Below are 25,470 nucleotides of genomic sequence, written 5' to 3'. Positions count from 1 at the left end.
GCTGACCTCCCGGCCGAGCGCCGGCCTCCGCCCGGACGGCGGCCGGCCCCACGCGAACAGGGGGGTTGTCCCCAGTGCGGCGGGCATGACCCGCTCCCTAGGGTGAAGCCCATGAGCGCAAGCGACCCGCAGCACGCCGGCCCCGTCGAGCACGCAGACCGCGGCGACCGAGCCGCCAGTGCCGATCACGTGGATCACCTGGATCACGTGGATCACGTGGATCACGTCGACATCCGCAAGGACCTGGACGCCACCGTGCGGGCCCGCCGGGAACTGGGCGAGGAGTACGACTCCGCGCTGGTCGACTCCTTCCTGGAGAAGGTCGAGCAGCGCATCGACGACACGGTCGACCGCCGGGTGCGGCGGCACCTGGCCGAGCAGCGGATGGCGGCCGCACGCGGCGGCCGGCGGCCGAAGCAGGACGACTCCTGGGCCGAGCGCTACGGATTCGCCCTGCTCACCCTGGTGCTGGCCATCCCGCTGTCCGCCATCGCCGGCGGCCTCGCCGGGATGTCCGGCCTGGTGGCCTGCTGGATCGGCGTCGTCGGCGTCAACGCGGCCCAGGCCGTCCGCCTCCACCCGGAACTGCTCCCGGGCAGAGGGGCCGACCGGGAGTAGTCGACAGGGAGTAGCCGACAGAGAGCAGGCGGCTCTCCGCGAGAGCGGCGGCGGTTCAGCCGCAAAAATAGGCGGGGACCGCCGCACCCCCGTTTCCGGGGGGCGGGACGACGGCGGTCCCCGCACGGGACGCGGGCCGGGTCAGGGCCGGGCTGCGCGTCCGTGGCGTCCGTGGAGGTCCGGGAGCCGCTCCGGAGGTCCTTGGCGCCGTTCGGTGCCGGCGAGGCGGGGAGCCGCTCCCGCCCTGCCGACACCCACCAATCTGCCGTACCCGTGTTAAGCGGGTGCTGCGTGCACGTGACACGCTCGTACCGCTTCCGAGACAGCTGGATCGGCCCAGGTCACCGCGTGTTCGCCGCGGACACGGGCCGTTCACCGGGGGTTCGCTACTGCTTTCCGCCCTTGGCCAGGAAGGCCAGCAGGTCCTGCCGGCTGACCACTCCGGTCGGCTTGCCCTCGACCAGGACGATCGCCGCGTCCGCCGTGCCCAGCACCTGCATCAGGTCGCCGACCGGCTCACCGGAGCCGACCTGCGGCAGCGGGGCGCACATGTGCTTCTCCAGCGGGTCCTCCAGCGAGGCCCGCTTGGAGAACAGGGCGTCCAGCAGCTCGCGCTCCACGACCGAGCCGACGACCTCGGCGGCCATCACGTCGGGGTGGCCTGCGCCGGGCTTGACGACCGGCATCTGCGAGACGCCGTACTCGCGCAGCACCTCGATGGCCTGGCCGACGGTCTCCTCCGGGTGCATGTGCACCAGGGACGGGATGGTGCCGCCGGCCTTGTCGCTGAGCACGTCGGCGACGCGGGCGCTGGGGCCCTCGTCCTCGAGGAAGCCGTAGTCGGCCATCCACTCGTCGTTGAAGATCTTGCTGAGGTAGCCGCGGCCGCTGTCCGGGAGCAGGACGACCACGACGTCGTCCGGGCCGAGCCGCTCGGCGACGCGCAGCGCGGCGACGACGGCCATGCCGCAGGAGCCGCCGACGAGCAGGCCCTCCTCCTTGGCGAGGCGGCGGGTCATCTGGAAGGCGTCCTTGTCGGACACGGCGACGATCTCGTCGGCGACGGTGCGGTCGTAGGCGGTCGGCCAGAAGTCCTCGCCGACGCCCTCGATCAGGTACGGGCGCCCGGAGCCGCCGGAGTACACGGAGCCCTCCGGGTCGGCGCCGACGACCTTGACCCGGCCGTCGCTGGCGTCCTTCAGGTAGCGGCCGGTGCCGGAGATGGTGCCGCCGGTGCCGACGCCCGCCACGAAGTGGGTGATCTTCCCCTCGGTCTGCTCCCACAGCTCGGGTCCGGTCGAGTGATAGTGGGAGAGGGGGTTGTTGGGGTTGGAGTACTGGTCCGGCTTCCAGGCGCCCGGGGTCTCACGGACGAGCCGGTCGGAGACGTTGTAGTAGGAGTCCGGGTGCTCCGGGTCGACGGCCGTCGGGCAGACGACGACCTCGGCGCCGTACGCGCGCAGCACGTTGATCTTGTCGGTGCTCACCTTGTCCGGGCACACGAAGATGCACTTGTAGCCCTTCTGCTGGGCCACGATGGCGAGTCCCACACCGGTGTTCCCACTGGTCGGTTCGACGATCGTGCCGCCGGGCTTGAGCGCGCCGCTCTCCTCCGCGGCCTCGATCATGCGCAGGGCGATGCGGTCCTTCACGGAACCGCCCGGGTTGAAGTACTCGACCTTCGCCAGGACGGTGGCCTGGATGCCCGTGGTCACGTTGTTGAGCCTGACCAGCGGGGTATTGCCGACGAGGCTGATCATCGAGTCGTGGAATTGCACCGTTGTCTCCGGTTGCTTGCACAAAAACAGTGGTCGTAGTGGTTCCGCCAGCCTAAGGCCCCCGGGTGACGCGCGGTGGGCGTTCACTCCCCGTTGAGATTGGCGCACGGGCCGTACGGGGCAAGGAGTGGATGTACGGCTACGAGGAGGTGGCGGCGACGCATGACGAACATGTCGAGGGCGCGTGTGGCCCGGCGCATCGCGGCCGGGGCGGCGTACGGCGGTGGCGGGGTCGGGCTAATCGGTGCGGCGGCCGTCGGGCTGGTGCTGGCGGAGGTGCGGCTGGCCCGCCGTGCCGTGAACAACGGGAACCGCGGGGGTCGGGTGCCCGTGGCCGAGGGCCTGTACGGCCAGACCTACGGCGTGCCCGGTGAGCCGCCGCTGCGGATGGCCATGCTCGGCGACTCCACGGCGGCGGGCCAGGGCGTGCACCGCGCGGGCCAGACACCGGGGGCGCTGCTGGCGTCGGGCCTTTCGGCGGTGGCGGAGCGGCCGGTTCAGCTGCGTAACGTGGCCCTTGCCGGCGCCCAGTCGGACGACCTGGACCGCCAGGTCGCGCTGGTCCTGTCCCCTTCTCTCCCGGTCCCCGACATCTGCGTGATCATGGTCGGCGCGAACGACGTGACCCACCGGATGCCGCCGACCCGCTCGGTACGGCACCTGTCGGCGGCGGTACGGCGGCTGCGCACGGCCGGTGCGGAGGTGGTCGTCGGCACGTGTCCCGACCTCGGCACCATCGAGCCGGTGCAGCAGCCGCTGCGCTGGCTGGCGCGCCGGGCCTCGCGGCAGTTGGCGGCGGCGCAGACGATCGGGGCGGTGGAGCAGGGCGGCCGGACCGTGTCGCTCGGCGACCTGCTGGGCCCGGAGTTCGAGGCGAACCCGCGTGAGCTGTTCGGGCCGGACAACTACCACCCCTCTGCGGAGGGGTACGCGACCGCGGCGATGGCGGTCCTGCCGACCGTCTGCGCCTCGCTGGGGCTGTGGCCCGCGGAGGAGGAGCGGCCGGACGTCTCCCGCCGCGAGGGGTTCCTGCCGGTGGCCCGCGCTGCCGCGGAGGCCGCGTCCGAGGCGGGCACCGAGGTCACCGCCGCCATGCCGACGGGCCCTCGCGGCCCCTGGGCCCTGCTGAAGCGCAGACGCCGCCGCCGCGTCCCCGAAGCCGAACCGGCAGCCCCGTCGACGTGACGGTGCCTTCTCGGCCACCGGGACCGGTGGGAGGGTGGGAGAGCGGGGTCCGGGGGCGGGCCTCCCGGGACGGCCGCCCCTTCCCACCCGCACCCCTGCCCACCCGCACCCTTCGGCCAAACCACCGGAGGCCAAAGCAAGCGCTTAGACAATTGCGGTCAGTGTCACACCGCCACACCGGTGACCCCGGCCATACGTGAAGGTAACTTCCCCTCAGGCCTACCTACTTCCGTCGGCCCGCCCGTCATCCGACCGCCGCCCCGACGGGGCACGGCGCGCCGCGCCTTTCGAACTGGAGCCGTGATGCCCGAAGCCGTCATCGTCTCGACCGCCCGCTCCCCCATCGGCCGTGCCTTCAAGGGCTCGCTCAAGGACCTGCGCCCCGACGACCTCACCGCCACGATCATCCAGGCCGCCCTCGCCAAGGTCCCCGAGCTGGACCCGAAGGACCTCGACGACCTGATGCTCGGCTGCGGCCTGCCCGGCGGCGAGCAGGGCAACAACCTCGGCCGGATCGTCGCCGTACAGATGGGCATGGACCACCTGCCCGGCTGTACGATCACCCGCTACTGCTCCTCCTCGCTGCAGACGAGCCGCATGGCCCTGCACGCCATCAAGGCCGGCGAGGGCGACGTCTTCATCTCGGCCGGTGTCGAGATGGTGTCGCGGTTCGTGAAGGGCAACTCCGACAGCCTTCCGGACACGCACAACCCGTTCTTCGCCGAGGCCGAGGCCCGCACCGCCGAGGTCGCCCAGCAGGAGGGCACGACCTGGCACGACCCGCGCGAGGACGGCCTCGTGCCGGACGCTTACATAGCGATGGGCCAGACCGCGGAGAACCTCGCCCGCTGGAAGGGCGTCACCCGCCAGGACATGGACGAGTTCGGCGTCCGCTCGCAGAACCTCGCCGAGGAAGCCATCAAGAACGGCTTCTGGGAGCGCGAGATCACCCCGGTCACCCTCCCCGACGGCACGGTGGTGAGCAAGGACGACGGCCCTCGCGCCGGCGTCACCCTGGAGGGCGTCTCCGGCCTCAAGCCGGTCTTCCGCCCCGACGGCCTGGTCACCGCCGGCAACTGCTGCCCGCTCAACGACGGCGCCGCCGCGGTCGTGATCATGTCCGACACCAAGGCCCGCGAGCTGGGCCTGACCCCGCTCGCCCGCATCGTGTCGACCGGCGTCTCCGGCCTCTCCCCCGAGATCATGGGCCTCGGCCCGGTCGAGGCGTCCAAGCAGGCCCTGCGGCGCGCCGGCCTCACCGTCGACGACATCGACCTGGTCGAGATCAACGAGGCCTTCGCGGCCCAGGTGATCCCCTCCTACCGCGACCTCGGCATCGACCTCGACAAGCTGAACGTCAACGGTGGCGCCATCGCCGTCGGCCACCCCTTCGGCATGACCGGCGCCCGGATCACCGGCACGCTCATCAACTCGCTGCAGTTCCACGACAAGCAGTTCGGTCTGGAGACCATGTGTGTCGGCGGCGGGCAGGGCATGGCGATGGTCATCGAGCGCCTCAGCTGACCCGGGGGCACCGTCGGTAGCCGGCGGAGCACCCTACGTCGAAGGACGGCCCGGAACCCGGAAAACGCCTGGGTTGCGGGCCGTTCTGTGATCCAATCTCCCCCAGGATGTGACCTATATCCCTCACTGGGCATATCGCCGCAGGTCAGCGCAGGTCCACGCGGTACCCGACGAAACCACGGGCCCAAAGTCCTGTCCGTTTCGTGACGTTACGCACTGACAGATGGTGAGGCAGCACCTCAAGCTGAGGTAGGAAGTCGGGGGTCGACTTTGAACCTGGGAGTACGTCAGTGAGCGCCATGCCCATCGCCCTGCTGCTCACCACGGCCGCCACCGGCGCCGTGGGCGTCGCCGTCCTGCGCACCGTCCTGAAGCTGCGCCGCCAGATCGCCGAGCTGCACACCCAGCTCGCCGAGAACCAGGCGGCCTCCCTGCGCGCCCTGGTACCGGCCGCCCGGACCACCGCGGACACGGAGGAGATACGCGCGGCCGTGGCCGAGGCGCTGGCCGAGGAGCGCGAGCGGGAGCTGGCCGAGGCCCGCGCGTTCTGGGCCGCGCAGGAGACCCGGGACGCCTCCGACGCGCCCTCCCTGCTGGGCCTCGGCGACGCCGACCCGTTCCTGCCCCGGCAGTCCGACTTCGCGGGCCTGGACTCGCTGGAGCCGGTCGCCGAGCCGGCCACCGAGACCGACGATTTCGCCGGGGACTCCCCGGAACTGGCCGCGGCCCGCCGCCGTCACCCCTCGCACCCCGACTTCGTCCCGGTGCAGTCGCCGGTCGTCGACGACCACGAGCGCACGGTGACCACTCTGGAGCAGCTCTCCAGCGACCGGGTCGAACTGGCCGACGTCCGCCCGGGTCCGCTCGGCACCCTCGACGTCTACGTCTTCGCCGACGGCACCACGCTGTGCATGACCCCGGGCCACCGCGAGACCGCGGAGCGCCTGGCCGCGGCCCTGCGCGAGGGCGAGACCCCCTACCTTCTCGGCGGGTCCGTCGTCTCCGGCGCCTACACCCTGACCTTCACCTGCGGCGCGGACACCCTCTACATCCTGGCGGACCGCGTCATCGCGTCGCTCTGAAGCCGACGGTGCTGAGGCCGACGGCGCTGAAGCCGACGGTGGCTCAGACCCCCGCCCGCTTGCGCGCCTCCTCCACCAACCCCACCGCCTCCGCGACCTGTTCCTCATTCGCCAGCACCACCGCCAGGTCGTTCCCGGCCACGGTGATCTGGTCGGCGACGGCGAACATCCCCGCGTCGGGCATCTCCCGGGGCTCGGCCCCGGGTTGCTCCAGCAGCTGTGCCCGCCGGGAGAGATCCCGTGCCAGCGCCAGCGCCTCCGCGGCCGCGCTCCGCTGCAGGCGACTCTGCGGCGCCGCCCGCAGCCGGTCGGCGAAGTGTTCCACTGCTTGGATCAGGGGCGTCGTATCAACCACGCGCCGAGCGTAACGTGCCGCACTGTTGCCAATCGGCGAACGCTCAGGCACGGTGACGTGAAGGACCGGCTTACATCCCCTTTGCGTTCGGAGGCGCCGATGTCCCAAGTCTTCTCCGAAGAGACCCATCGCAACATGCTCGCCCGTATCCCGCACTGCACCGGTCGTGAAGTCTCCGACTGGCTGCGCACCGTCGACGAAGGCCCTTCACTGTTCCGCTTCGAGGAGAAGGTCAGCTGGCTCCGGCACGAGTACGACCTCGCGTACGGCCACGCCAAGGCGATCATCCATGAGTACGACCTGAGGAGGGCCGCCCGCAAGCTGCTCTGACGCCGCCGCCCACCGACGACGAAGGGCCCCCGGGTCAACCCGTGGGCCCTTCGCGCGAGATGGGTGTCCGCTAGTCGTTGTTGCTGAAGATCGCCACCAGGCGCAGCATCTCGACGTAGATCCACACGAGGGTCAGTGTGAGCCCGAACGCCGCGAGCCAGGACTCGTTGCGCGGGGCGCCGTACGCGATGCCGTCCTCGATCTGCTTGAAGTCGAGCGTCAGGAAGAACGCGCCGAGCACGATCGCGATGATGCCGACGATCGCGCCGAGCGGACCGAAGCTGCGCAGGCCGCCGTTCTCGGCGACACCGAACGCGACGAGCAGCAGGTTGACCGCCATGACCAGGACGAAGGCGATGGCGATGGACGTGCCGATGCGGGCGTAGCGGGCCGTGACGCGGATCCAGCCGGCCTTGTAGACCAGCAGGGTGGCGGCGGTGACCGCCATCGTGCCGAGCACCGCCTGGAAGGGGGCGCCGCTCCATCGGCTGTTGTACATCTCGCTGATGACGCCGAGGAAGACGCCCTCGAAGGCGGCGTAGGCCAGGATCAGCGCGGGCGACGGGGTGCGCTTGAAGCTCTGCACCAGCGCCAGGACCATCGCGATGATCGCGGAGCCGAAGGCCAGGCCGTAGCTGGTCGTCGAGACCGGCAGCAGCACCCAGGCGAGGACGGCGCCGACGGCGACCGTGCCGAGCGTGAAGGCCGAGCGCATGACGACGTCGTCCATCGTCATCCGGTCGGTGGCGGCCGGGGCCTGCGGCGGGGCGCCCTGCTGAAGGCCCTGCTGGCCGTACGGGTTCTGGGCGTAGGGGTTCTGCGCGTACGGGTTGCCCTGCGCGTACCCGGCCTGCGCGGCGGTGTTGAAGCCGGCGTAGCCGTTGTCGCGGCTGAACCCCCGTCGCGAGAAGACCGGGTTACTGCTCCTCATTGCACTCCTCCACGGCCGCCGTGCGCGGCCTTGGCTCAAGAGTAATGTATTGGCAAAGTATCGCGTCGTACTTGGGGAGGATCTTTCCCCCCTGCCCTGTGCTGCGCAACACGCTACGCGCATGCCTTGTTCCCACCGACGGAGCCCCTCATTCCCACGGGATCCCACCCGCGGCCCGGTCCAAGCCTCGGCGAGGTCACTCGCTGCGGGCGCGGTCGTGGCGCCCCTCGCACGGCGGGGGCGATCTCCGCCCTGCGCGAGGGGGCGGCGACCCGGGAGGGGCAGGGAGTTAGCCCACCCGGCGGGGAGAGACGGTGCGTGATCTGCGAGCGAGGGGATGGCGTGTTTCGATCGCGTCAGCCATCACAACCTGACGGACGAGCCGCGCCTGTCCTTCGTCCACCTCCGGGCCGTCGGCGCTGCCGGCGGGTTCGCCCGGCGATGCGCCGGGCCGGGCCGTGGTCGCCACCGCCGTCGTACCCATGCCGGGAGGAACCATCCGATGACCGCGGAAGACACCCCCATCACCTGCCCGTTCGACTACAGCGAGGCCATGGAGTTCGACCCCGCGCTCGAGGAACTGATGCGCCGTGACTCCCCCGCCCGTATCCGTCTGCCCTACGGCGCGGCGGACGCGTGGCTGATCACCGGCTTCGACGCCGTCAAGCAGGTGACCACCGACAACCGGCTGAGCCGGGCCGGCATCATCGGCCACGACTACCCGCGGATGACGCCGGAGCCCATCGTCTCGCCCGAGTCGGTCAACGTGATGGACCCGCCGCTCAGCAACCGCGTCCGCCGCCTCGCCTCGCAGGCCTTCACCCAGCAGCACGTCGAGGAGATGCGGCCCCGGATCGTGCGGCTCGCGGACCGCCTGCTGGACGACATGGAGCGCCAGGGCGCGCCGGCCGACCTGGTCCATCACCTCTCCGACCCCCTCCCCCGGCACACCATCCTGGACCTCCTCGGCGTCGAGGGGGAGGACTGGCAGCGCATCCAGGAGGCGGTGCAGCGCCTTCTCGTCGTCGGCGCCGGCAACAAGGAGGCGGCCGCACAGGCGAAGGTCGATCTGACGGCCTACTTCGGCACGCTCGTCGAGCAGCGCCGCGTCACCCCCGGCCCGGACCTGATCAGCGCGATGGCCGCGGCACGGGAGGGCAAGGAACGGCTCGACGACCGGGAGCTGGCGGTCATGGCGCTGATGCTGGCCCTCAGCGGCCAGGACACCGCGACCTGCCAGATCAGCGACATCGTCTATCTGCTCCTGACCCGCCCGGAGCTGATGAAGGAACTGCGGCGCAGGCCCGATTCCCTCACCGACGTCCTGCACGAACTGCTGCGCTGCATCCCGTTCCGCAAGGGAGTCGGCATCCCCCGGGTCGCGCTGGAGGACCTGGAACTGGGCGGCGCCCGCATCCGCAAGGGCGACTACGTGCACGTGTCGTACCTGGCGGCCAACCGCGACCCGGAGCGCTACCCGGACCCGGACACCATCGACTTCGACCGCCCCAGCGCCCCGCACATGACCTTCGGCTGGGGCGGGCACCGGTGCATCGCGGTCCCGCTGGCGATGGCGGAACTCGAAGTCGCCATCGGACGACTCCTGGAACGCTTCCCCGGGCTCCGGCTCGCGGTGCCGGAGAAGGAACTGGAGTGGGACACGAAGACGATCAGGCGCTTCCCGCTGGAACTGCCGGTGGCGTGGTAACAACGGCGCTGAGCCGCCGCGTCGCAGGTGGGGCGGTGCCCGGAGCCGCCCGCGAACCCGCCCCACCCCACCCCCTGGCCTGCGGCTCCACTCCGACCTGCGGCAACCGGCGTGGATCTCGCGCAACCGGAGCATGGAAACGGGCCGCGCGCCGGCGTCCGCACCCGAACGGGGGCGACAGCCGGCCTCCGGGAAGCCCGGCTCGCGCAGTGCGGATCAGCGCCGTTCGAACGCCACATCTCGCGGCCGCATGTGCGCGCGCGGCCCCGCCGCCCGCAGGACCACGTCCAGCACCCGTGCCGGGTCGGCGGCGTAGGCGTGCGAGAACCACGCCATGTTGGCCTCCACCACGGCCCAGCGGTGGTCTGTGCGGTACGGGTCGAGCAGTTGCCCGACGTCCACGACGACGGCGCTCGGCAGCGTGTGCCCGGCCGCGGTGACCAGCCGGTCGGTGAACTCCGTGATCCGCGCGGCGGTGGCCCGGTCCGCACGGTCCGTACCGAGCGGGCGGGGGTCGAGCCGGCCGAACACCGCGTACCGGCTCGCCGTGGCGATCCGGCCGTCCAGCAGGAACAGCCGGTACTCGGCCGCGAAGGTCACCACGTCGGACAGCAGTACCGGTGTCGTCGGGTCCAGGGCGGAGGACAGCCGGGAGCCGTCGGTGTAGACATCGGCCGGGAAGGACTTGTCACGGGGTGGCTTGACGAACGTCGGCCGGTTGAGCGCCCATGCGTCCGCGATGGTCCCCTCCCGGACCTGGCGGCCGATGAACTTTTCCGGCAGCTCGGCGAGCCAGCCGTCCGCCGGTTCGAGCAGAGCGAATCCGAGCCGTCCTGCCAGCCGCGCACCCGCGACCGGCCCGCCGTACCAGTACGCGGGGCCTGCCAGGCCGGGCTCCTCCGCCGCCCTGACCGACATCCCTCGGCCCGCCGCCTCGACGGCCAGCAGTTCCATCGTCGACGTCCGCCGCCCAGGCATGACCAGCACCGCGCATCCCTCCCGTGCTCCGCAAAACCGCCACGCTGGTCCCCCCGCGCCCACCACCGCAGCCGGGAATCCCCTCGCGGGCCCGGCCTCTCCCTCAACCCGAGGCCGGGACCACGGGGATGGGCCGGCGGCAGGGAACGGATGTGGAAGGGTGCTTCTCATCGCCCGTCCCTCCAATGGACGGACGTTGAGCGCACGATGGGCATTGCCCTCCGCAGGCAGATTGGATGTCTCGTGACCAGTAGCGCCACGCACCCGCCGTTCCGCCTCGTCGTCACGGGCGGTGGAACCGGCGGCCACACCTACCCGGCGCTCACCGCCATCCGCGCTCTGCGGAACCGGCTCGCCGGCCAGGGGCGGGGCCTGGAGGTCCTGTGGATCGGCACAGCCGAGGGCCTGGAGGCGCGCGTCGCACCCGCCGAGGGCATCCCGTTCACCACCGTCGCCACCGGCAAGATCCGCCGCTCATCGAACCCTCTGAAGATGCTGGGCCCGGCGAACGTGAAGGACATGGCGCGCGTGCCGCTCGGCGTCGCTCAAGCCCGTTCGCGCATCTCGGACTTCGCCTCGGACGTCGTCCTCGCCACGGGCGGATACGTCGCCGTCCCCGCGGGCCTGGCCGCCCGCCTCTGCCGACGCCCCCTCGTACTGCACGAGCAGACCGTTCGCCTCGGGCCGGCCAACCGGAAGCTCGCCGGGTCCGCCACCCGGATCGCGGTGTCCTCGGAGTCTTCCTTGCCGCTGCTGCCCCGGGACGTACGCGCGGCAGCCGTCGTCACCGGCAATCCCGTCCGGCCGGAGGTCCTGACGGGCGACGCCGACAAGGCCGTCACCGCACTGCGGCTGGACGGCTTCGACCGGCGCCTTCCCACCCTCTACGTGACCGGCGGTGCTCAGGGCGCCCAGCAGATCAACACGGTGGTCGCCCAGTCTCTCCCATGGCTGCTGGAGCGCGCGAACATCGTCCACCAGTGTGGTCCGGCGAACGTGGAGGAGTTGCGCGGCATCGCGGCGACCCTGCCCGTCCCCCTGTCCGGCCGGTACCACCTGGCGGGCTTCATCGGCCCGGAACTGCCGGACGTGCTCGCCCTGGCGGACGTCGTCGTATCCCGCAGTGGAGCGGGCACGCTCGCGGAGCTCACCGCGCTCGGCAAGCCCGCCGTGTTCATTCCTCTCGCCTCGTCGGCGGGCAACGAACAGGCGCACAACGCGCGGCACCTGGAGGAGTCCGGCGCTGCCGTCGCCCTGGAAGGCGATGTGAGTGCCGACAGGCTGCAGGCAGCGCTCGCGCCGCTGCTGACCGACCCGGCCCGGCGTGCGCGTATGGCTCAGGCCGCCCTCGGGCACGGGCGGCCCGATGCGGCGGAAAGGCTCGTCGACGTACTCCTCGAAGCCGCCCGCGCCGCGTAGGACCGGTCTGGTCACGGGCTGCCGGTCGAGGTGGCCCGGGTCCAGTCACCGCGATCCCCGAGTCTGTCGTTGTCCCGGCTGTAGTGCGTGACCGCCAGGGCCTCGTCCTGGCGGCGCGGTGTGATCCGCTACGGCGAGGACGCCGACCTCCGGCCCGCGCTGGTGGAGTTGACGCTCAGCCGGTCATCCGTCTCGCCCTGGGCGCTGCGCTGATCGGCGATTGGTAGCGGCCTGTAGGGCATCGCCCACCGCGCCCGACGCAGGGTTCCCGCTTCCGGACGAACCACGAGCGGCGACGCAGCGTCTTCGCCGGTCACTCTCGGTAGACGCGGTGGTGCCCGGAGCCGGACTTGAACCGGCACGCCCGCGAAGGGGCAGCGAGGTTTAAGCTCGCCGTGTCTGCATTCCACCATCCGGGCAGGCCATGGGCACCGCGTTCGAGATCCCGAGCCTATCGGGGTGCCTTCCCCCACCAACCGGGAAGACGGGCCGATGTTGTCTTATTTTATTGATGTCTGAGGGTGCATCAGACCACGGTACGCGCCATACGCACTTGCCAATAGCGTGACGGGGTGCCCTCACGCGCGTACGCGGAATGACGGAATTTCACCTACCGAACGAGGGTGGTCCACCGGTTCTGGGTGGCGCCGGCGGTCAGGGGTGCCCGTCCTCCCCAGGTATGACACCGGCCCGTCCCCGTCCGACCCGAGTCGCCCCCCGGAACCGGAGCAGCGGCTGACTCCACGGGCGTCCCCCGCCGGGACGATGGATCTGTCCCCACGAAGACACGTCGTCCCGACAGGAGCACCACCCCGTGACCCTCACACCCACCGCCGGCCGGACCACGGCCGTGGCCGCACGCGCCACGGAGCTGTCGAAGATCTACGGCCAGGGCGAGACCCGGGTGGTCGCCCTCGACCAGGTCTCCGTAGACTTCCGGCAGGCCGAGTTCACCGCGATCATGGGCCCGTCGGGTTCCGGCAAGTCCACGCTGATGCACTGCGTGGCCGGCCTGGACACCTTCTCCTCCGGGTCCGTGCGGATCGGTGAGACCGAGCTGGGCTCCCTGAAGGACAAGCAGCTCACCAAGCTGCGCCGGGACAAGATCGGCTTCATCTTCCAGGCGTTCAACCTGCTGCCCACCCTGACCGCCCTGGAGAACATCACCCTCCCGATGGACATCGCGGGCCGCAAGCCGGACAAGGTGTGGCTGGACCGGGTCATCGAGATGGTCGGGCTGTCCGGGCGGCTCTCGCACCGGCCCGCGCAGCTGTCCGGCGGCCAGCAGCAGCGCGTCGCCGTCGCCCGCGCCCTCGCCTCCCGGCCCGAGATCATCTTCGGTGACGAACCGACCGGAAACCTCGACTCCCGTTCCGGCGCCGAGGTGCTGGGCTTCCTGCGCAACTCCGTGCGCGAGCTGGGCCAGACGGTGGTCATGGTGACCCACGACCCGGTCGCCGCCGCCTACGCGGACCGCGTCGTCTTCCTGGCCGACGGCCGCATCGTCGACGAGATACACGGCCCCACCGCCGACTCCGTCCTCGACCTGATGAAGCAGTTCGACGCGAAGGGCCGTACCAGCTGATGTTCCGCACCGCCCTGCGCAACGTCCTCGCGCACAAGGCCCGGCTCCTGATGACCGTGCTCGCCGTCATGCTCGGCGTGGCCTTCGTGTCCGGGACGCTCGTCTTCACCAACACCCTCTCCGACGCCTACCAGAACAGCTCCGCCAAGGGCTTCGACCAGGTCGACGTCGCCGTACAGCCCAGGTTCCAGGAGTCCGAGGGCGACAGGGTCGGCCGGAGGCCCGAGCTGACCCAGGCGCTGCTCGACAAGGCCGCGAAGGTCCCGGGCGCCGCCTCCGCCACCGGTGTCGTCACCGGCTTCACCGCCATCGCCGACAAGGACGGCAAGCTGATCGGCGGCGGCTGGCAGTCCCAGGGCGGCAACTACTGGGGCAGCGAGGACGCCCGCTACCCGATCGTCTCCGGCCACGCGCCGAGCGGCAGGGGCGAGGTCCTGATCGACTCCGGGACCGCGAAGCGCGCCGGCTACAAGGTCGGCGACACCGTGCGCGTCTCCGTCGACGGCCCGGTCCTCACCCCGACCGTCAGCGGCATCTTCACCACCGACGACGGCAACGTCGCCGCGGGCGGCAGCCTCGCCCTGTTCGACACCCCGACCGCGCAGGCCCTGTTCGGCAAGAAGGGCACGTACGACGAGATCGACGTGAAGGCGGCGGCCGGAACCAGCCAGGCCGCGCTCAAGTCCGGGCTGGACACCGCGCTGCCCTCGCACCTGGTGAAGACCACCACCGGCAAGAAGCTCGCCGACGACCAGGCCCAGGCCATCTCCGAGGGCATGAGCGGACTGCGGCAGGCCCTGCTGGTGTTCGCCGGCATCGCCCTGTTCGTCGGCACGTTCATCATCGCCAACACCTTCACCATGCTGGTCGCCCAGCGCACGAAGGAACTGGCCCTGCTGCGGGCGGTCGGCGCCTCCCGCAGGCAGGTCACCCGCTCGGTGCTGATCGAGGCGTTCGTGGTCGGCACGGTCGCCGGGGTGACCGGCCTGGCCGCCGGCATCGGCATCGGCGCCGGACTGCGCGCGCTGCTGGGCTCCTTCGGCGCGAGCGTGCCGGACGGGCCGCTGGTGATCACGCCGGGCACCGTGGTGGCCGCGCTCGCCGTCGGCATCGTCATCACCGTGCTGGCCGCGTGGCTGCCGGGCCGCCGGGCCGCGAAGATCCCGCCGGTTGCGGCGATGAGCAGCGTGCACGCCAAGGCCACCACCAAGTCGCTGGTGCTGCGCAACACGCTGGGCGCGCTGTTCTCGGCGGCCGGTGTCGCGGTGGTCCTGTCGGCCACGACGATGGACACCGACTCCGCGCAGGGCCCGATGGGCCTGGGTGCCGTCCTGCTGATCATCGGCGTGTTCATCCTGACGCCGCTGCTGTCCCGCCCGCTGATCGCGGCCGCCGCCCCGGTGCTGCGCCTGTTCGGTGTCTCGGGCAAGCTGGCCCGCCAGAACTCGGTGCGCAACCCGCGCCGTACGGCGGCCACGGCCTCGGCGCTGATGATCGGTCTGACCCTGATCACCGGCATGACCGTGATGGCGGGCAGCCTGCAGACGGCGATCGACAAGATGGCCAGCTCCGCGATCCGCGCGGACTACGTGGTCTCGATGGCGAACCGCGGCCCGCTCTCCCCGGACGTCGCGAAGAAGCTCGCGACCGCCGACGGCGTCACCGCCAGCAGCCCGCTGCGCAACGGCCCCTCCCGTATCGACGGCAGGACCGAGTTCCTGACCGGCGTCGACGGCTCGTCCATCGGCAAGCTGACGGACCTGACGGTGGACGACGGCGCCTTCGAGGTCGGCGGCACGAAGGTGGTCGTGGACAAGGACCGGGCCAAGAAGCACGGCTGGCGGGCCGGTTCGGACTTCACCGTCCACTTCGAGGACGGCAAGGCGAAGAGGCTGACCGTCGCCGGGGTCTACGAGGGCAACGAGATGCTCAACGGGATCATGCTCGACAACAAGGTCCTCACCCCGCACCTGCGCGACCCGGCCGACATGCAGGTCATGGTCAGGACCGCGCACGGCACCTCGGCCGCCGCCCGGGACTCCCTGGAGAAGACCCTCGGCCTCAACCCGGCGATCCAGGTCCAGGACAAGAAGGACATCTCCGACGGCATCGCGAAGATGTTCACCATGATCCTGAACATGGTCTACGGCCTGCTCGGCATGGCGGTGATCGTCGCGGTCCTCGGGGTCATCAACACCCTGGCCATGTCGGTGTTCGAGCGCTCCCAGGAGATCGGCATGCTCCGTGCGATCGGCCTGGACCGCCGGGCGGTCAAGCGGATGGTGCGCCTGGAGTCCCTGGTGATCTCCCTGTTCGGCGGCGTGCTCGGCATCGGCCTGGGCGTGTTCTTCGGCTGGGCGGCCGGTGAGCTGCTGGGCACGAAGCTGGCGACCTACGAACTGGTCCTGCCCTGGGACCGGATGGCCGTCTTCCTGCTGCTGGCGGCGGTGGTCGGCGTCCTGGCCGCGCTGTGGCCGGCCCGGCGCGCGGCCCGGCTGAACATGCTGGCGGCGATCAAGGCCGAGTAGCCGTACGGCAGCCGCACGCCCCCTGGGGCGCCGGTCCCCGCACACCCCCCCGGGGCCCGGTTCCATGCGTGGAACGGGCCCCGGTTCTCGTGTCGTCAGCTGTTCCAGGTGCGGGTGCGCAGCGGGAGGCCGGAGGCGCCGGATCCCGGGGTGCGGACGGCCAGGACCTGGTTGACGCCGATGCGGTTGCGCTCGAAGGCGAGCGCGCAGGCGGCCATGTACAGGCGCCAGACGCGGGCGCGGCCGGGGCCGGCGAGATGGGCCGCGCGGCCCCAGTCGGCCTCCAGGCGCTCGACCCACCGGCGCAGGGTGCGGGCGTAGTGCTCGCGGATCGACTCCACGTCCCGCACCTCGAAGCCGGCGCGCTCCAGCTGGGTGACCGTGCTGCCGAGCGGGGCGAGTTCGCCGTCGGGGAAGACGTAGGAGTCGATGAACTCGTCGGTCTCGTAAGTCGATTCGTCGTCCTGCGGGCGGCGCGCGATCTGGTGGTTGAGCAGCCGGCCGCCGGGCTTCAGCAGGGCGTACAGGTCGCGCGCGTACTCCAGGTAGCGTTCGGCGCCGACGTGTTCGGCCATGCCGATGGAGGAGATCGCGTCGTAGGGGCCGTCCGTGACGTCCCGGTAGTCCTGGACCCTGATCTCCACCCGGTCGGTCAGTCCCTCGTCCGCGACCCGCTTACGGGCGTACGCGGCCTGCTCCTGGGACAGGGTCACGCCGACGACGCTCACCCCGTGCTCGCGGGCCGCGTGGACGGCCATCGAGCCCCAGCCGCAGCCGACGTCCAGCAGCCGCTGCCCCGGCGTCAGGCCGAGCTTGGCGCAGACGAGTTCGAGCTTGTCGCGCTGGGCGGACTCCAGCGTGCTGTCGTCCTCCCAGTAGGCGCACGAGTACACCATCGACGGGCCGAGGACGATCTCGTAGAAGTCGTTGCCGACGTCGTAGTGGTGGCTGATGGCCTGCCGGTCGCTGCGCCGCGTGTGCAGATGACGGCGGCTGCGGACCTCCTCGCGCGGCGGCGCGGGCGGGATCGGCGGTCCCGCCAGCTTGAGCAGCTCGCGTACGGCGGAGCGTGCGCCGGCGTCGCGCAGTGCCTGGGCGAGGGTGCGGGAGTCGCCGTCGCGCTCCCAGACCTGGGCCGCCACGGCGTCGAGCACCGAGTACAGGTCGCCCTCGACCTCCAGGTCTCCGCTGACCCAGGCGCGGGCCATGCCCAGCTCCCCCGGTTTGAACACCATGCGGCGCAGGGCCCGCCGGTTGCGTACGACGACCACGGGCGCCCCCGGCGGGCCGGCCTGGGAGCCGTCCCAGGCCCGGATCCGCACCGGGAGCCGGGCTCCCAGCAACTGCTCCGCAACACTCACGAGCCGCGACGCGGCGTCGGCCATGGCGCACACCTCCAAGACGACGATCCCGGATGCCGGTTACCACGTAAACACCTGCGGGGCCCGGCCGCAGTCCCCCGTTGGCGTTACAGCTGGCAAAGGCGGTCGTAGCCGCCAACGCCGAAGGACCTCCCGCACCACGGATGGCGGGAGGTCCTTCGGGTGAATCGCCGACGGGGGGTCGGATGGTGCGGACCGGGGGCCTGGGACCTGGGACCTGGGACCTGGGACCTGGGCTCAGAGACCTGAGGTCAGCGGCCCGAGGCCCGGGGTCAGGAGACCTGAGATCAGGAGACCTGAGGTCAGGAGGCCTTGGCCTTCTCCTCGGTCTTCGCGGCGGCGACCGGCGCCGGCTTGGCGGCCTCGTAGAACTCCTCGCGGGGGTTCTCCATGGCGCCCAGGGAGACGACCTCGCGCTTGAGGAACATGCCCAGGGTCCAGTCCGCGAAGATGCGGATCTTGCGGTTCCAGGTCGGCATCGCCAGACCGTGGTAGCCACGGTGCATGTACCAGGCGAGACGGCCCTTGAGCTTGATCTTCGTCTTGCCCAGGACGATCATCGCGACGCCCTTGTGCAGACCGAGACCGGCGACCGCGCCCTTGTTGGCGTGCTCGTAGTCCTTCTGCGGGAAGCCCCGCAGACCGGAGATCACGTTGTCGCCGAGGACCCTGGCCTGGCGCAGCGCGTGCTGGGCGTTCGGCGGGCACCAGGCGTTCTCGTTGCCGGCCTTGCGGGCGGCGAGGTCCGGGACCTGTGCGTTGTCACCGGCGGCCCAGATGTAGTCCGTGCCCTGGACCTGCAGGGTCGGCGCGCAGTCGACGTGACCGCGCGGGCCGAGGGGCAGGCCGAAGCGGGAGAGCGCCGGGTTCGGCTTGACGCCGGCCGTCCAGACGATCGTGTTGGAGTCGACCTCCAGGCCGTTCTTCAGCACGACGTGACCGTCGACGCAGGAGTCCATGGAGGTGGAGAGGTAGATCTCCACGCCGCGGCTCTCCAGGTGCTCCTTGCCGTACTGGCCGAGCTTGGGGCCGACCTCGGGAAGGATCTTGTCCGCGGCGTCGACGAGGATGAAGCGCATGTCCTCGCGGGACACGTTGGTGTAGTACTTGGCCGCGTCGCGGGCCATGTCCTCGACCTCGCCGATGGTCTCCGCACCCGCGAAGCCACCGCCGATGAAGACGAAGGTGAGCGCCTTGCGGCGGATCTCCTCGTCGGTCGTCGAGTCGGCCTTGTCGAGCTGCTCGAGGACGTGGTTGCGCAGGCCGATGGACTCCTCGATGCCCTTCATGCCGATGCCCTGCTCGGCGAGGCCGGGGATCGGGAAGGTGCGGGAGACCGCGCCCATCGCGATGACCAGGTAGTCGAAGGGCAGCTCGTACGCCTCGCCCACGAGCGGGGCGATCGTGGCGACCTTGCGGTCCTGGTCGATGGTGGTGACCCGGCCGGTGAGGACCTCCGCCTTCGGCAGGACGCGTCGCAGCGGGACGACGACGTGCCGGGGGGAGATGTTGCCGGCGGCGGCTTCGGGGAGGAAGGGCTGGTAGGTCATGTACGACCGGGGGTCGACGACCGTGACGGTCGCCTCGCCGTAGCGCATCTTCTTGAGAATGCGCCGAGCTGCGTACAGGCCTACGTACCCACCGCCTACTACGAGGATCCTGGGACGCTCCGTGGTGCTCATGCCATCGAGTATCCACCCGCCCCCAGGGGGTCGCTCGTGCGCCCCTTCACAAGCTTGGGGAGGGCCTGTGTTATCCTCCGCGACCCACGTGACACAGGTCATGCCGCCGAACGGGAACCCCTGACCGTTCTGACCCGGTGTCAAGGCCGCGTGAGCTGCCCTTCTGAGTCGCGGCGGCACTCGCGAGCACCCCGCGAGGGGCCCCGAACACCCTCTCCCCAGACCCCGTTTCGCCCGCTATCTGAACACGTTCAAAGGCCCCAGGGGCCTCTGGAGGGGTCATTCGAAGCCTTTTCGCGCCCTCGGCGGCGGAATTCCTTGTGAAGAACTTCACGAAGTTTTCCGGCCGACCGTCACCGAGGGGCCCCTGGAGGCCCCTCAGTCCCGCTCAGACGTTATCCGGCCTGCTCAGCCGTAGACTACTCGCTGGTAATAAAAGAGAGCTACGCCACCGACCACGCGATCCCGTCGAGGATGTCGTGCTCGCTGACGACGACCTCCTCGGCGCCGGTCCGCTCCATGATCGCGAGCAGTACGAGGGCGCCGGCGCCGATGACGTCGACGCGGCCCGGGTGCATGGACGGGATCGCCGCGCGCTCGGCGTGCGTGGAGCGCAGCAGCCACTCGGTGATCTCACGGACACGCTCGCGCGTGACGCGGGAGTGGTGGATGCGCGAGGAGTCGTATTCGGGCAGCTCCTGGGCGATCGCGGACACGGTGGTGACCGAGCCGGCGAGGCCCACCAGGGTGCGTGCCTCGCGCAGCGGGACCGTCTCCTCGGCGAGGTCGAGAGCGGCCTCGATGTCGGCCCGCATGGCGGCGACCTGCTCCTCGGTGGGCGGGTCACTGACCTTGCCGTCGCGCACCAAATGCCGTTCGGTCATCCGGACGCAGCCGACGTCCACGGACCGCGCGGCGCGCACATGGTCGCCGCCCACGACGAACTCGGTGGAGCCGCCGCCGATGTCCACGACGAGGAAGGGCCGGGCGAGGTCCTCGCGGCCGGTGAGTTCCTTGGTGGCGCCGGTGAAGGAGTACTCGGCCTCCTGCTCACCGCTGATCACCTCGGGCTCGACCCCGAGGATGCCGACGACACCGCGCACGAACTCGTCCCGGTTCTCGGCGTCCCGGGAGGCGGAGGTGGCGACGAACCGCACCTTCGCGGCGCCCAGTTCACGGATGACGTCCGCGTAGTCACGGCACGCCGCGAAGGTCCGCTCCAGCGCCTCGGGGGCCAGCCGGCCGGTGCGGTCCACGTCCTGACCGAGCCGCACGATCGTCATACGCCGGTCCAGCTCCAGCAGTTCGCCGGTGGCCGGGTTCACGTCGGCGACGAGCAGGCGGATGGAGTTCGTGCCGCAGTCGACGCCGGCGACCCGGGTGAACCCCTCGGCGACCGGCGGCCGCCCGGCGAAGGCGCCGGTGCGCGCCTCGGTGGGGTCGGTGACCGTGCCGTCCTCGCCGGGGTGCTCGTCCGCGGGGTCGGGCGCCACGAGCGGCTGGACGCACGGGCCCTTGAGCCACCACTCCGGCAGCATGGCGATCGCCTCGTCGCCGAGCGGGTTCACGCCCGGTCCGGCGGCCAGCGAGTGGCCCACCAGCACGTGCAGGCACTTCACCCGGTCCGGCATGCCGCCCGCGCTCGGGAAGCCCTCCAGGACCTCGATCTCGTCCCGGCGCCGGATGTAGTCCTCGTGCGCGGCCCGGTACGCGGCGGCCAGCTCGGGGTCGCTCTGCAGCCGCTCCGTCATCTCCTTCATGACGCCGTTCGCCTCCAGCGTGCCGATCGCCGAGGCGGCGCGCGGGCACGTCAGGTAGTACGTCGTCGGGAAGGGCGTGCCGTCCGGCAGCCGCGGAGCCGTCTCCACGACGTCCGGCTGCCCGCACGGGCACCGGTGCGCGATCGCCCGCAGCCCGCGCGGCGGACGGCCGAGCTGCTGCTTGAAGGCCTCGACGTCCGCGTCGGTCGGCTCGGTACGCGGAGTGGGCGGCGGAGGCGTTTCCATGACTGTCTTCAGCTGTCTTTCTGTCGGTTCACTGGTCGGAGGCGTCGGACTTGTCGACGCCGTCCCAGACGTTCGCGTACCACGGCCGGTGCGCGGCCCGGAGGTCGGCGTGGGCCTGCTTGGCCGCGCCCGGGTCGATCATCACGTACCCGGTCTCGCCGGGCATCACGTAGTGCAGCCGGCGCCGGATCTGCTGCTCGGCGTAGGAGTCGTCCTGCCAGCGCGCCTTGAGGTCGCGCAGCTGCTCGACCCGCTCGCGCGCCTGCTCCTGCTGACGCCGCAGGTCGGCGATCTCCGCGCGCTGGGAGACGTACTGCCGCATCGGATAGGCGAGCGCGACGATCAGGGAACACAGCACCAGCGCGAGCAGCGCGGCGCGGCCGGTGAGCCGCGAGCGGCGGGCCTGGCGCTTGGTCTGGGAGCGGTAGACGCGGGCGGCCGTCTGCTCCCCGAGCAGTCTGAGCCTGGTCGCGGTGGAGAAGCGGTCCCCGTTCTTCACGGCCATCTGGCTCTCCGCCTCCCCTTTCACGCGCGTACGTCCCCGCACACGGTACGGGACCGGGTACGGGGACGTACGTACGACTGGCTAAGACTTGAGCCGGGTTGCCGTTCAGCCCTTCGGCTGCTCAGCCCCTCGGCTGCTCAGCCCTTGAAGCGCGGGAAGGCGCTGCGGCCGGCGTACACCGCGGCGTCGTCGAGGATCTCCTCGATGCGCAGCAGCTGGTTGTACTTGGCGACGCGCTCGGAGCGGGCCGGGGCGCCGGTCTTGATCTGGCCGCAGTTGGTGGCGACGGCGAGGTCGGCGATGGTGACGTCCTCGGTCTCGCCGGAGCGGTGGGACATCATGCACTTGAAGCCGTTGCGCTGGGCCAGCTCGACGGCGTCCAGGGTCTCGGTGAGCGAGCCGATCTGGTTCACCTTCACCAGGAGGGCGTTGGCGGTGCCCTCCTCGATGCCGCGGGCCAGGCGCTCCGGGTTGGTGACGAACAGGTCGTCGCCGACGATCTGGACCTTGTCGCCGAGGCGGTCGGTGAGGACCTTCCAGCCGGCCCAGTCGTCCTCGAACAGCGGGTCCTCGATGGAGACGAGCGGGTAGGCCGCCACCAGCTCCTCGTAGTACTCGGTCATCTCGGCGGCCGAGCGGGACTTGCCCTCGAACTCGTACTTGCCGTCCTTGTAGAACTCGGACGCGGCGACGTCGAGCGCGAGCGCGATCTGCTCACCGGGGATGTAACCGGCCTGCTTGACGGCCTCCAGGATGAGGTCGAGGGCCTCGCGGTTGGAGCCGAGGTTCGGGGCGAAGCCGCCCTCGTCGCCGAGGCCGGTGGACAGGCCCTTGCCCTTCAGGACCTTCTTGAGGGTGTGGTAGACCTCGGTACCCCAGCGCAGCGCCTCGGAGAAGGACTCCGCGCCGATCGGGGCGATCATGAACTCCTGGATGTCCACGTTGGAGTCCGCGTGCGAGCCGCCGTTGAGGATGTTCATCATCGGCACGGGCAGCAGGTGCGCGTTGGGGCCGCCCAGGTAGCGGAACAGCGGCAGGTCGCTGGCCTCGGAGGCGGCGTGGGCGACGGCGAGGGAGACGCCGAGGATGGCGTTGGCGCCGAGGGAGCCCTTGTTGTCGGTGGCGTCCAGGTCGAACATGGCCTGGTCGATCAGGCGCTGCTCGGTGGCGTCGTAGCCGACCAGCTCCGGGCCGATCTGCTCGATGACGGCGAGGACGGCCTTCTCGACACCCTTGCCCTGGTAGCGGTTCGGGTCACCGTCACGGAGCTCGATGGCCTCGAAGGCACCGGTGGAGGCACCGGACGGAACGGCGGCACGACCCGTGCTGCCGTCGTCGAGGCCGACCTCGACCTCGACCGTGGGGTTGCCTCGGGAGTCCAGGATTTCCCGGGCTACGACGACGTCGATGGACGGCACGAGCATCTCCTTCTTGGAATGTGACGCTGGAAGAGCGGGGCTGTTGTGCCTTGCGGCTGTGCCTTGCGACTAGAGCCTAACCGTCCCAGGGGCGTCGGCCACCGACCGACCGTCCCGTGGACGGGGACTGCAGTGAGACGGTACCCATTGTTCATCAGCGGAACAAAGGGAGTTCACGAAATACGGAGGTTCATGAAAAAACCCCGCCCCGGTGCGTACGGGGGAACACGCACCGGGGCAGGGAGTCCGTGGGGACGGGGGAGGCCTGAGCCTGGGGTCACTTCAGGTGCAGCTGCTGACCCGGGTAGATGAGGTCGGCGTCCGCGACGATGTCCTTGTTCAGGTCGAACAGCTTCTTCCAGCCGCCCTTGACACCGTGCTTGCCGGCGATGGTGCTGAGGGTGTCGCCCTTGACCACCTTGTACTCGCCGTCACCCTTCTTGACCTTCTTGCCGGTCGGGGTGGTGACGGTCTTGCTCGCGGCCGGGCGGTCCGCCGAACGGGAGGCGGCCTGCTGGTCGGTGGAGCGGGTGGTGGTGCTCGGCGCGGCGGGCTTGGCGGGGGCCGGCTTCGCGGGGGCGGGCTTCGCGGCGGCGGGAGCGGCGCCGTAGGGGGTGCTGGACAGGCCCGTGCCGCAGACCGGCCAGGCGCCCTTGCCCTGGGCGGCGAGGACCTTCTCGGCGACGGTGATCTGCTGCTGCTCGAAGGCCAGGTCGGCGCGGGAGGCGTAGGCCGTGCCGCCGTACGCGGCCCAGGTGGAGGCGGAGAACTGCAGACCGCCGTAGTAGCCGTTGCCGGTGTTGATGGACCAGTTGCCACCGGACTCGCACTGGGCGACCTTGTCCCACTCCGAGGCGGTGGCGGCGGAGGCGTTGCCGGCCGCCATCAGCGGGGCGACGACGACGGCGCCGGCCACGCCGGCGAGCGTGACGGCGCGAAGAGCCTTGGCCGGACGACGGTGCTTGCCCTTGCTGGAAAACAGCATGGATCGATCCCCTCACCGACGCCTGCGAGGTGAGCTGTCGGGTTCGGGCCGGTTGAGTTGCCCGGCCGTCCCTCCCGTCTTCCGGGAGGCACGGCTTCACCCCGAGCCGGTCGCGGCATCAACTGCCGGATCCGGCGCCTACCTTGGGTCCCCCGCTCCTGCCTACGGCGCGTGACGCGTCGACTGTTCCCGGGCGACCGCTGGCAGGATTCGGCGTTGCGGATGCCGGGGCTCGTGGTGACGAGCGGCCTCGACCGTAGGCAGGCGTTCGGCGGAATTCCAAAGACGATCAGGGCTTCTGAGACTCATCCCACACTTTCACCAAAACGGACATTAGCGGGTGAAGTGGGGCGCCAACTCCCCCTGTCCGCCGCCCACTCAGGAACCGACGTGCAGGGTCTGACCGGGGGCGATGTCGTCCGGGTCGGCGCCGACGGCCTTCTTGTTCTGAGCGTAGAGCGCGTGCCATCCGCCGTCGACGTCAAGGGAGTCGGCGATGGAGCTGAGCGTGTCGCCCTCGCGGACGGTGTAGTCGTCCGCGTCACGGGAGGCGTGACGGCCCGAGGCGTGGCCGCTTTGACCGTTTGTCACGCTTTCGTCCGCAGTGCCGCCACGGTGACGTCCGCCACCGTCGAGGGCGCCGGTGTCGACCAGACTCCAAGAGCTGCCGGTCTGCCACGAATTGCCCGGGTCGCCGAGCGTGGGGTCGGAGGCGGCCGAACCCTCACCCTCCTGCGACGCCCCGGTTCCGGGCGAGGCCGACATGTCGGACTCGGCGGCACCCGCACCCTCACGGGCGTCACCGAAACCGGAACCCTGGCCCACACCCGGGGACGGCGTGGCGGACGCACCCACGGAGGGGTCCGACGAGTCCGAGAGGTCCGACGAGTCGGACGAAGAGGATGAACCCGACTTGTCGGACGAGTTCGACGAGTCGGTCGAGTCGGGTGAGCCGGACTTCTTGCCGGACCCGGAGTCGTCGCTCTGGGAGTCGGAGGAGTGGCCGGAGTTGCCCTTGCCCGAGCCCTGGGAGTCGGAGCCCCCGACGCCCGTGTCGACGTCAGCGGAAGCGGAGTCGGCGGTCATCCCGGAGAGCAGGGCGCAGGTGGCCCAGGGGGTGGTGCCCTGGTCGGCGAGGATCCTCTCGGCGACCGCGATCTGCTGCGACCGGCTCGCCCGGTCGGCATTGTCGGCGTACTGGGTGCCGCCGTACTTGACCCAGTCCTCGTGCGAGATCTGCAGGCCGCCGTAGTACCCGTTGCCGTTGTCGGCGCTCCAGGAGCCGCCGCTCTCGCACTCGGCCACCTTGTCCCACGTGGTGCCGTCGGCCGCGTGGGCGCTCACGGCACCGAGGAGCGGGATGGCGATGGCGGAGCCGGTCACTCCGGCCGCGACGATGAGCGCCGGAGCCTGACGGGGGCGACGGTGACGACCGTTCCCGGGAAGCATACGGAGGCCTTTCGAGCGACAG

General features: G+C 70.9%; 21 protein-coding genes, 1 tRNA gene, 1 pseudogene and 1 riboswitch. Of the genes and pseudogenes, 10 read left to right on the top strand and 13 right to left on the bottom strand.

Annotated elements, in window-relative coordinates; translation table 11 throughout:
* Positions 1-111: 111 nt before the first annotated feature.
* Complete coding sequence (locus tag ACGFYV_RS09255; RefSeq protein WP_393877724.1) at positions 112-618, top strand: hypothetical protein; 507 nt, start codon at positions 112-114, stop codon at positions 616-618.
* 386 nt (positions 619-1,004) lie between these two features.
* On the opposite strand, the gene ACGFYV_RS09250 is transcribed toward ACGFYV_RS09255, so the two are convergent.
* On the bottom strand, positions 1,005-2,396 hold the full coding sequence (locus ACGFYV_RS09250) for a cystathionine beta-synthase (protein WP_393877723.1): 1,392 nt from the start codon (positions 2,394-2,396) through the stop codon (positions 1,005-1,007).
* Between the two features lie 162 nt (positions 2,397-2,558).
* Between ACGFYV_RS09250 and ACGFYV_RS09245 the strand changes: the two genes are divergently transcribed.
* From ACGFYV_RS09245 to ACGFYV_RS09235, 3 genes are all read left to right on the top strand, one after another.
* Complete coding sequence (locus tag ACGFYV_RS09245; protein WP_393877722.1) at positions 2,559-3,581, top strand: SGNH/GDSL hydrolase family protein; 1,023 nt, start codon at positions 2,559-2,561, stop codon at positions 3,579-3,581.
* 303 nt (positions 3,582-3,884) lie between these two features.
* On the top strand, positions 3,885-5,105 hold the full coding sequence (locus ACGFYV_RS09240; RefSeq protein WP_393877721.1) for an acetyl-CoA C-acetyltransferase: 1,221 nt from the start codon (positions 3,885-3,887) through the stop codon (positions 5,103-5,105).
* 299 nt (positions 5,106-5,404) lie between these two features.
* Entirely contained in the window at positions 5,405-6,187 is a 783-nt protein-coding gene (locus ACGFYV_RS09235; protein ID WP_393877787.1) for a hypothetical protein, read from the top strand.
* Positions 6,188-6,230: 43 nt separating this feature from the next.
* Here ACGFYV_RS09235 and ACGFYV_RS09230 read toward each other — a convergent pair whose 3' ends face one another.
* On the bottom strand, positions 6,231-6,512 hold the full coding sequence (locus ACGFYV_RS09230) for a hypothetical protein (protein ID WP_393877786.1): 282 nt from the start codon (positions 6,510-6,512) through the stop codon (positions 6,231-6,233).
* Positions 6,513-6,641: 129 nt separating this feature from the next.
* Here ACGFYV_RS09230 and ACGFYV_RS09225 point away from each other — a divergent pair, with 129 nt between their 5' ends.
* Complete coding sequence (locus tag ACGFYV_RS09225) at positions 6,642-6,872, top strand: DUF4287 domain-containing protein (RefSeq protein WP_393877720.1); 231 nt, start codon at positions 6,642-6,644, stop codon at positions 6,870-6,872.
* 70 nt (positions 6,873-6,942) lie between these two features.
* On the opposite strand, the gene ACGFYV_RS09220 is transcribed toward ACGFYV_RS09225, so the two are convergent.
* Complete coding sequence (locus ACGFYV_RS09220; protein ID WP_393877719.1) at positions 6,943-7,803, bottom strand: Bax inhibitor-1/YccA family protein; 861 nt, start codon at positions 7,801-7,803, stop codon at positions 6,943-6,945.
* A gap of 502 nt (positions 7,804-8,305) precedes the next feature.
* Between ACGFYV_RS09220 and ACGFYV_RS09215 the strand changes: the two genes are divergently transcribed.
* Positions 8,306-9,511: a cytochrome P450 gene (locus tag ACGFYV_RS09215; RefSeq protein ID WP_393877718.1), complete on the top strand. Its 1,206-nt coding sequence runs from the start codon at positions 8,306-8,308 to the stop codon at positions 9,509-9,511.
* Positions 9,512-9,727: 216 nt separating this feature from the next.
* On the opposite strand, the gene ACGFYV_RS09210 is transcribed toward ACGFYV_RS09215, so the two are convergent.
* Positions 9,728-10,465: an ATP-grasp domain-containing protein gene (locus ACGFYV_RS09210; RefSeq protein WP_393877785.1), complete on the bottom strand. Its 738-nt coding sequence runs from the start codon at positions 10,463-10,465 to the stop codon at positions 9,728-9,730.
* A 231-nt stretch (positions 10,466-10,696) separates the two neighbouring features.
* On the opposite strand from ACGFYV_RS09210, the gene ACGFYV_RS09205 reads away from it, so the two are divergent.
* Both ACGFYV_RS09205 and ACGFYV_RS09200 read left to right on the top strand, forming a co-directional pair.
* Positions 10,697-11,908 (top strand): glycosyltransferase, encoded by a 1,212-nt coding sequence (locus tag ACGFYV_RS09205; RefSeq protein ID WP_393877717.1) that lies wholly within the window; start codon positions 10,697-10,699, stop codon positions 11,906-11,908.
* Positions 11,909-11,995: 87 nt separating this feature from the next.
* Positions 11,996-12,121 carry a hypothetical protein gene (locus ACGFYV_RS09200; RefSeq protein ID WP_393877716.1) on the top strand — a complete coding sequence of 42 codons (126 nt, stop codon included), beginning with the start codon at positions 11,996-11,998 and terminating at the stop codon, positions 12,119-12,121.
* Positions 12,122-12,240: 119 nt separating this feature from the next.
* Here ACGFYV_RS09200 and ACGFYV_RS09195 read toward each other — a convergent pair.
* Positions 12,241-12,327 (bottom strand) — tRNA-Leu (locus ACGFYV_RS09195).
* 395 nt (positions 12,328-12,722) lie between these two features.
* Between ACGFYV_RS09195 and ACGFYV_RS09190 the strand changes: the two genes are divergently transcribed.
* Entirely contained in the window at positions 12,723-13,493 is a 771-nt protein-coding gene (locus tag ACGFYV_RS09190; protein WP_393877715.1) for an ABC transporter ATP-binding protein, read from the top strand.
* The gene (locus ACGFYV_RS09185) at positions 13,493-16,021 is read left to right on the top strand and encodes an ABC transporter permease (protein ID WP_393877714.1); all 2,529 of its coding nucleotides are present in this window, start codon (positions 13,493-13,495) and stop codon (positions 16,019-16,021) included. The genes ACGFYV_RS09190 and ACGFYV_RS09185 overlap by 1 nt, the downstream gene beginning before the upstream one ends.
* 95 nt (positions 16,022-16,116) lie before the next feature.
* Here ACGFYV_RS09185 and ACGFYV_RS09180 read toward each other — a convergent pair whose 3' ends face one another.
* The 8 genes and pseudogenes from ACGFYV_RS09180 to ACGFYV_RS09145 form a co-directional block, all read right to left on the bottom strand.
* Complete coding sequence (locus ACGFYV_RS09180) at positions 16,117-17,406, bottom strand: class I SAM-dependent methyltransferase (protein ID WP_393877713.1); 1,290 nt, start codon at positions 17,404-17,406, stop codon at positions 16,117-16,119.
* 299 nt (positions 17,407-17,705) lie between these two features.
* Positions 17,706-19,085, bottom strand: a complete 1,380-nt coding sequence (locus ACGFYV_RS09175) for an NAD(P)/FAD-dependent oxidoreductase (RefSeq protein ID WP_393877712.1) — start codon at positions 19,083-19,085, stop codon at positions 17,706-17,708.
* Between the two features lie 443 nt (positions 19,086-19,528).
* On the bottom strand, positions 19,529-20,431 hold the full coding sequence (locus tag ACGFYV_RS09170; protein ID WP_393877784.1) for an exopolyphosphatase: 903 nt from the start codon (positions 20,429-20,431) through the stop codon (positions 19,529-19,531).
* 258 nt (positions 20,432-20,689) lie between these two features.
* A pseudogene (locus ACGFYV_RS09165) lies at positions 20,690-21,091 on the bottom strand (DUF501 domain-containing protein); the annotation flags it as partial.
* Between the two features lie 28 nt (positions 21,092-21,119).
* Complete coding sequence (locus ACGFYV_RS09160) at positions 21,120-21,596, bottom strand: septum formation initiator family protein (protein ID WP_393877711.1); 477 nt, start codon at positions 21,594-21,596, stop codon at positions 21,120-21,122.
* Between the two features lie 137 nt (positions 21,597-21,733).
* The gene (gene eno / locus ACGFYV_RS09155; protein ID WP_393877710.1) at positions 21,734-23,020 is read right to left on the bottom strand and encodes a phosphopyruvate hydratase; all 1,287 of its coding nucleotides are present in this window, start codon (positions 23,018-23,020) and stop codon (positions 21,734-21,736) included.
* 271 nt (positions 23,021-23,291) lie between these two features.
* On the bottom strand, positions 23,292-23,999 hold the full coding sequence (locus ACGFYV_RS09150) for a transglycosylase family protein (protein ID WP_393877709.1): 708 nt from the start codon (positions 23,997-23,999) through the stop codon (positions 23,292-23,294).
* Positions 24,000-24,003: 4 nt separating this feature from the next.
* Positions 24,004-24,179, bottom strand: a riboswitch (cyclic di-AMP (ydaO/yuaA leader).
* Positions 24,180-24,377: 198 nt separating this feature from the next.
* The gene (locus ACGFYV_RS09145; protein WP_393877708.1) at positions 24,378-25,448 is read right to left on the bottom strand and encodes a transglycosylase family protein; all 1,071 of its coding nucleotides are present in this window, start codon (positions 25,446-25,448) and stop codon (positions 24,378-24,380) included.
* Positions 25,449-25,470 lie beyond the last annotated feature (22 nt).

Origin of the sequence: Streptomyces sp. NPDC048297 (assembly GCF_043201585.1) — a bacterium.
Lineage (GTDB): Bacteria > Actinomycetota > Actinomycetes > Streptomycetales > Streptomycetaceae > Streptomyces.
The sequence above is the reverse complement of the archived record's forward strand: the minus strand, read 5'-3'. Positions and strand labels throughout refer to the sequence as shown.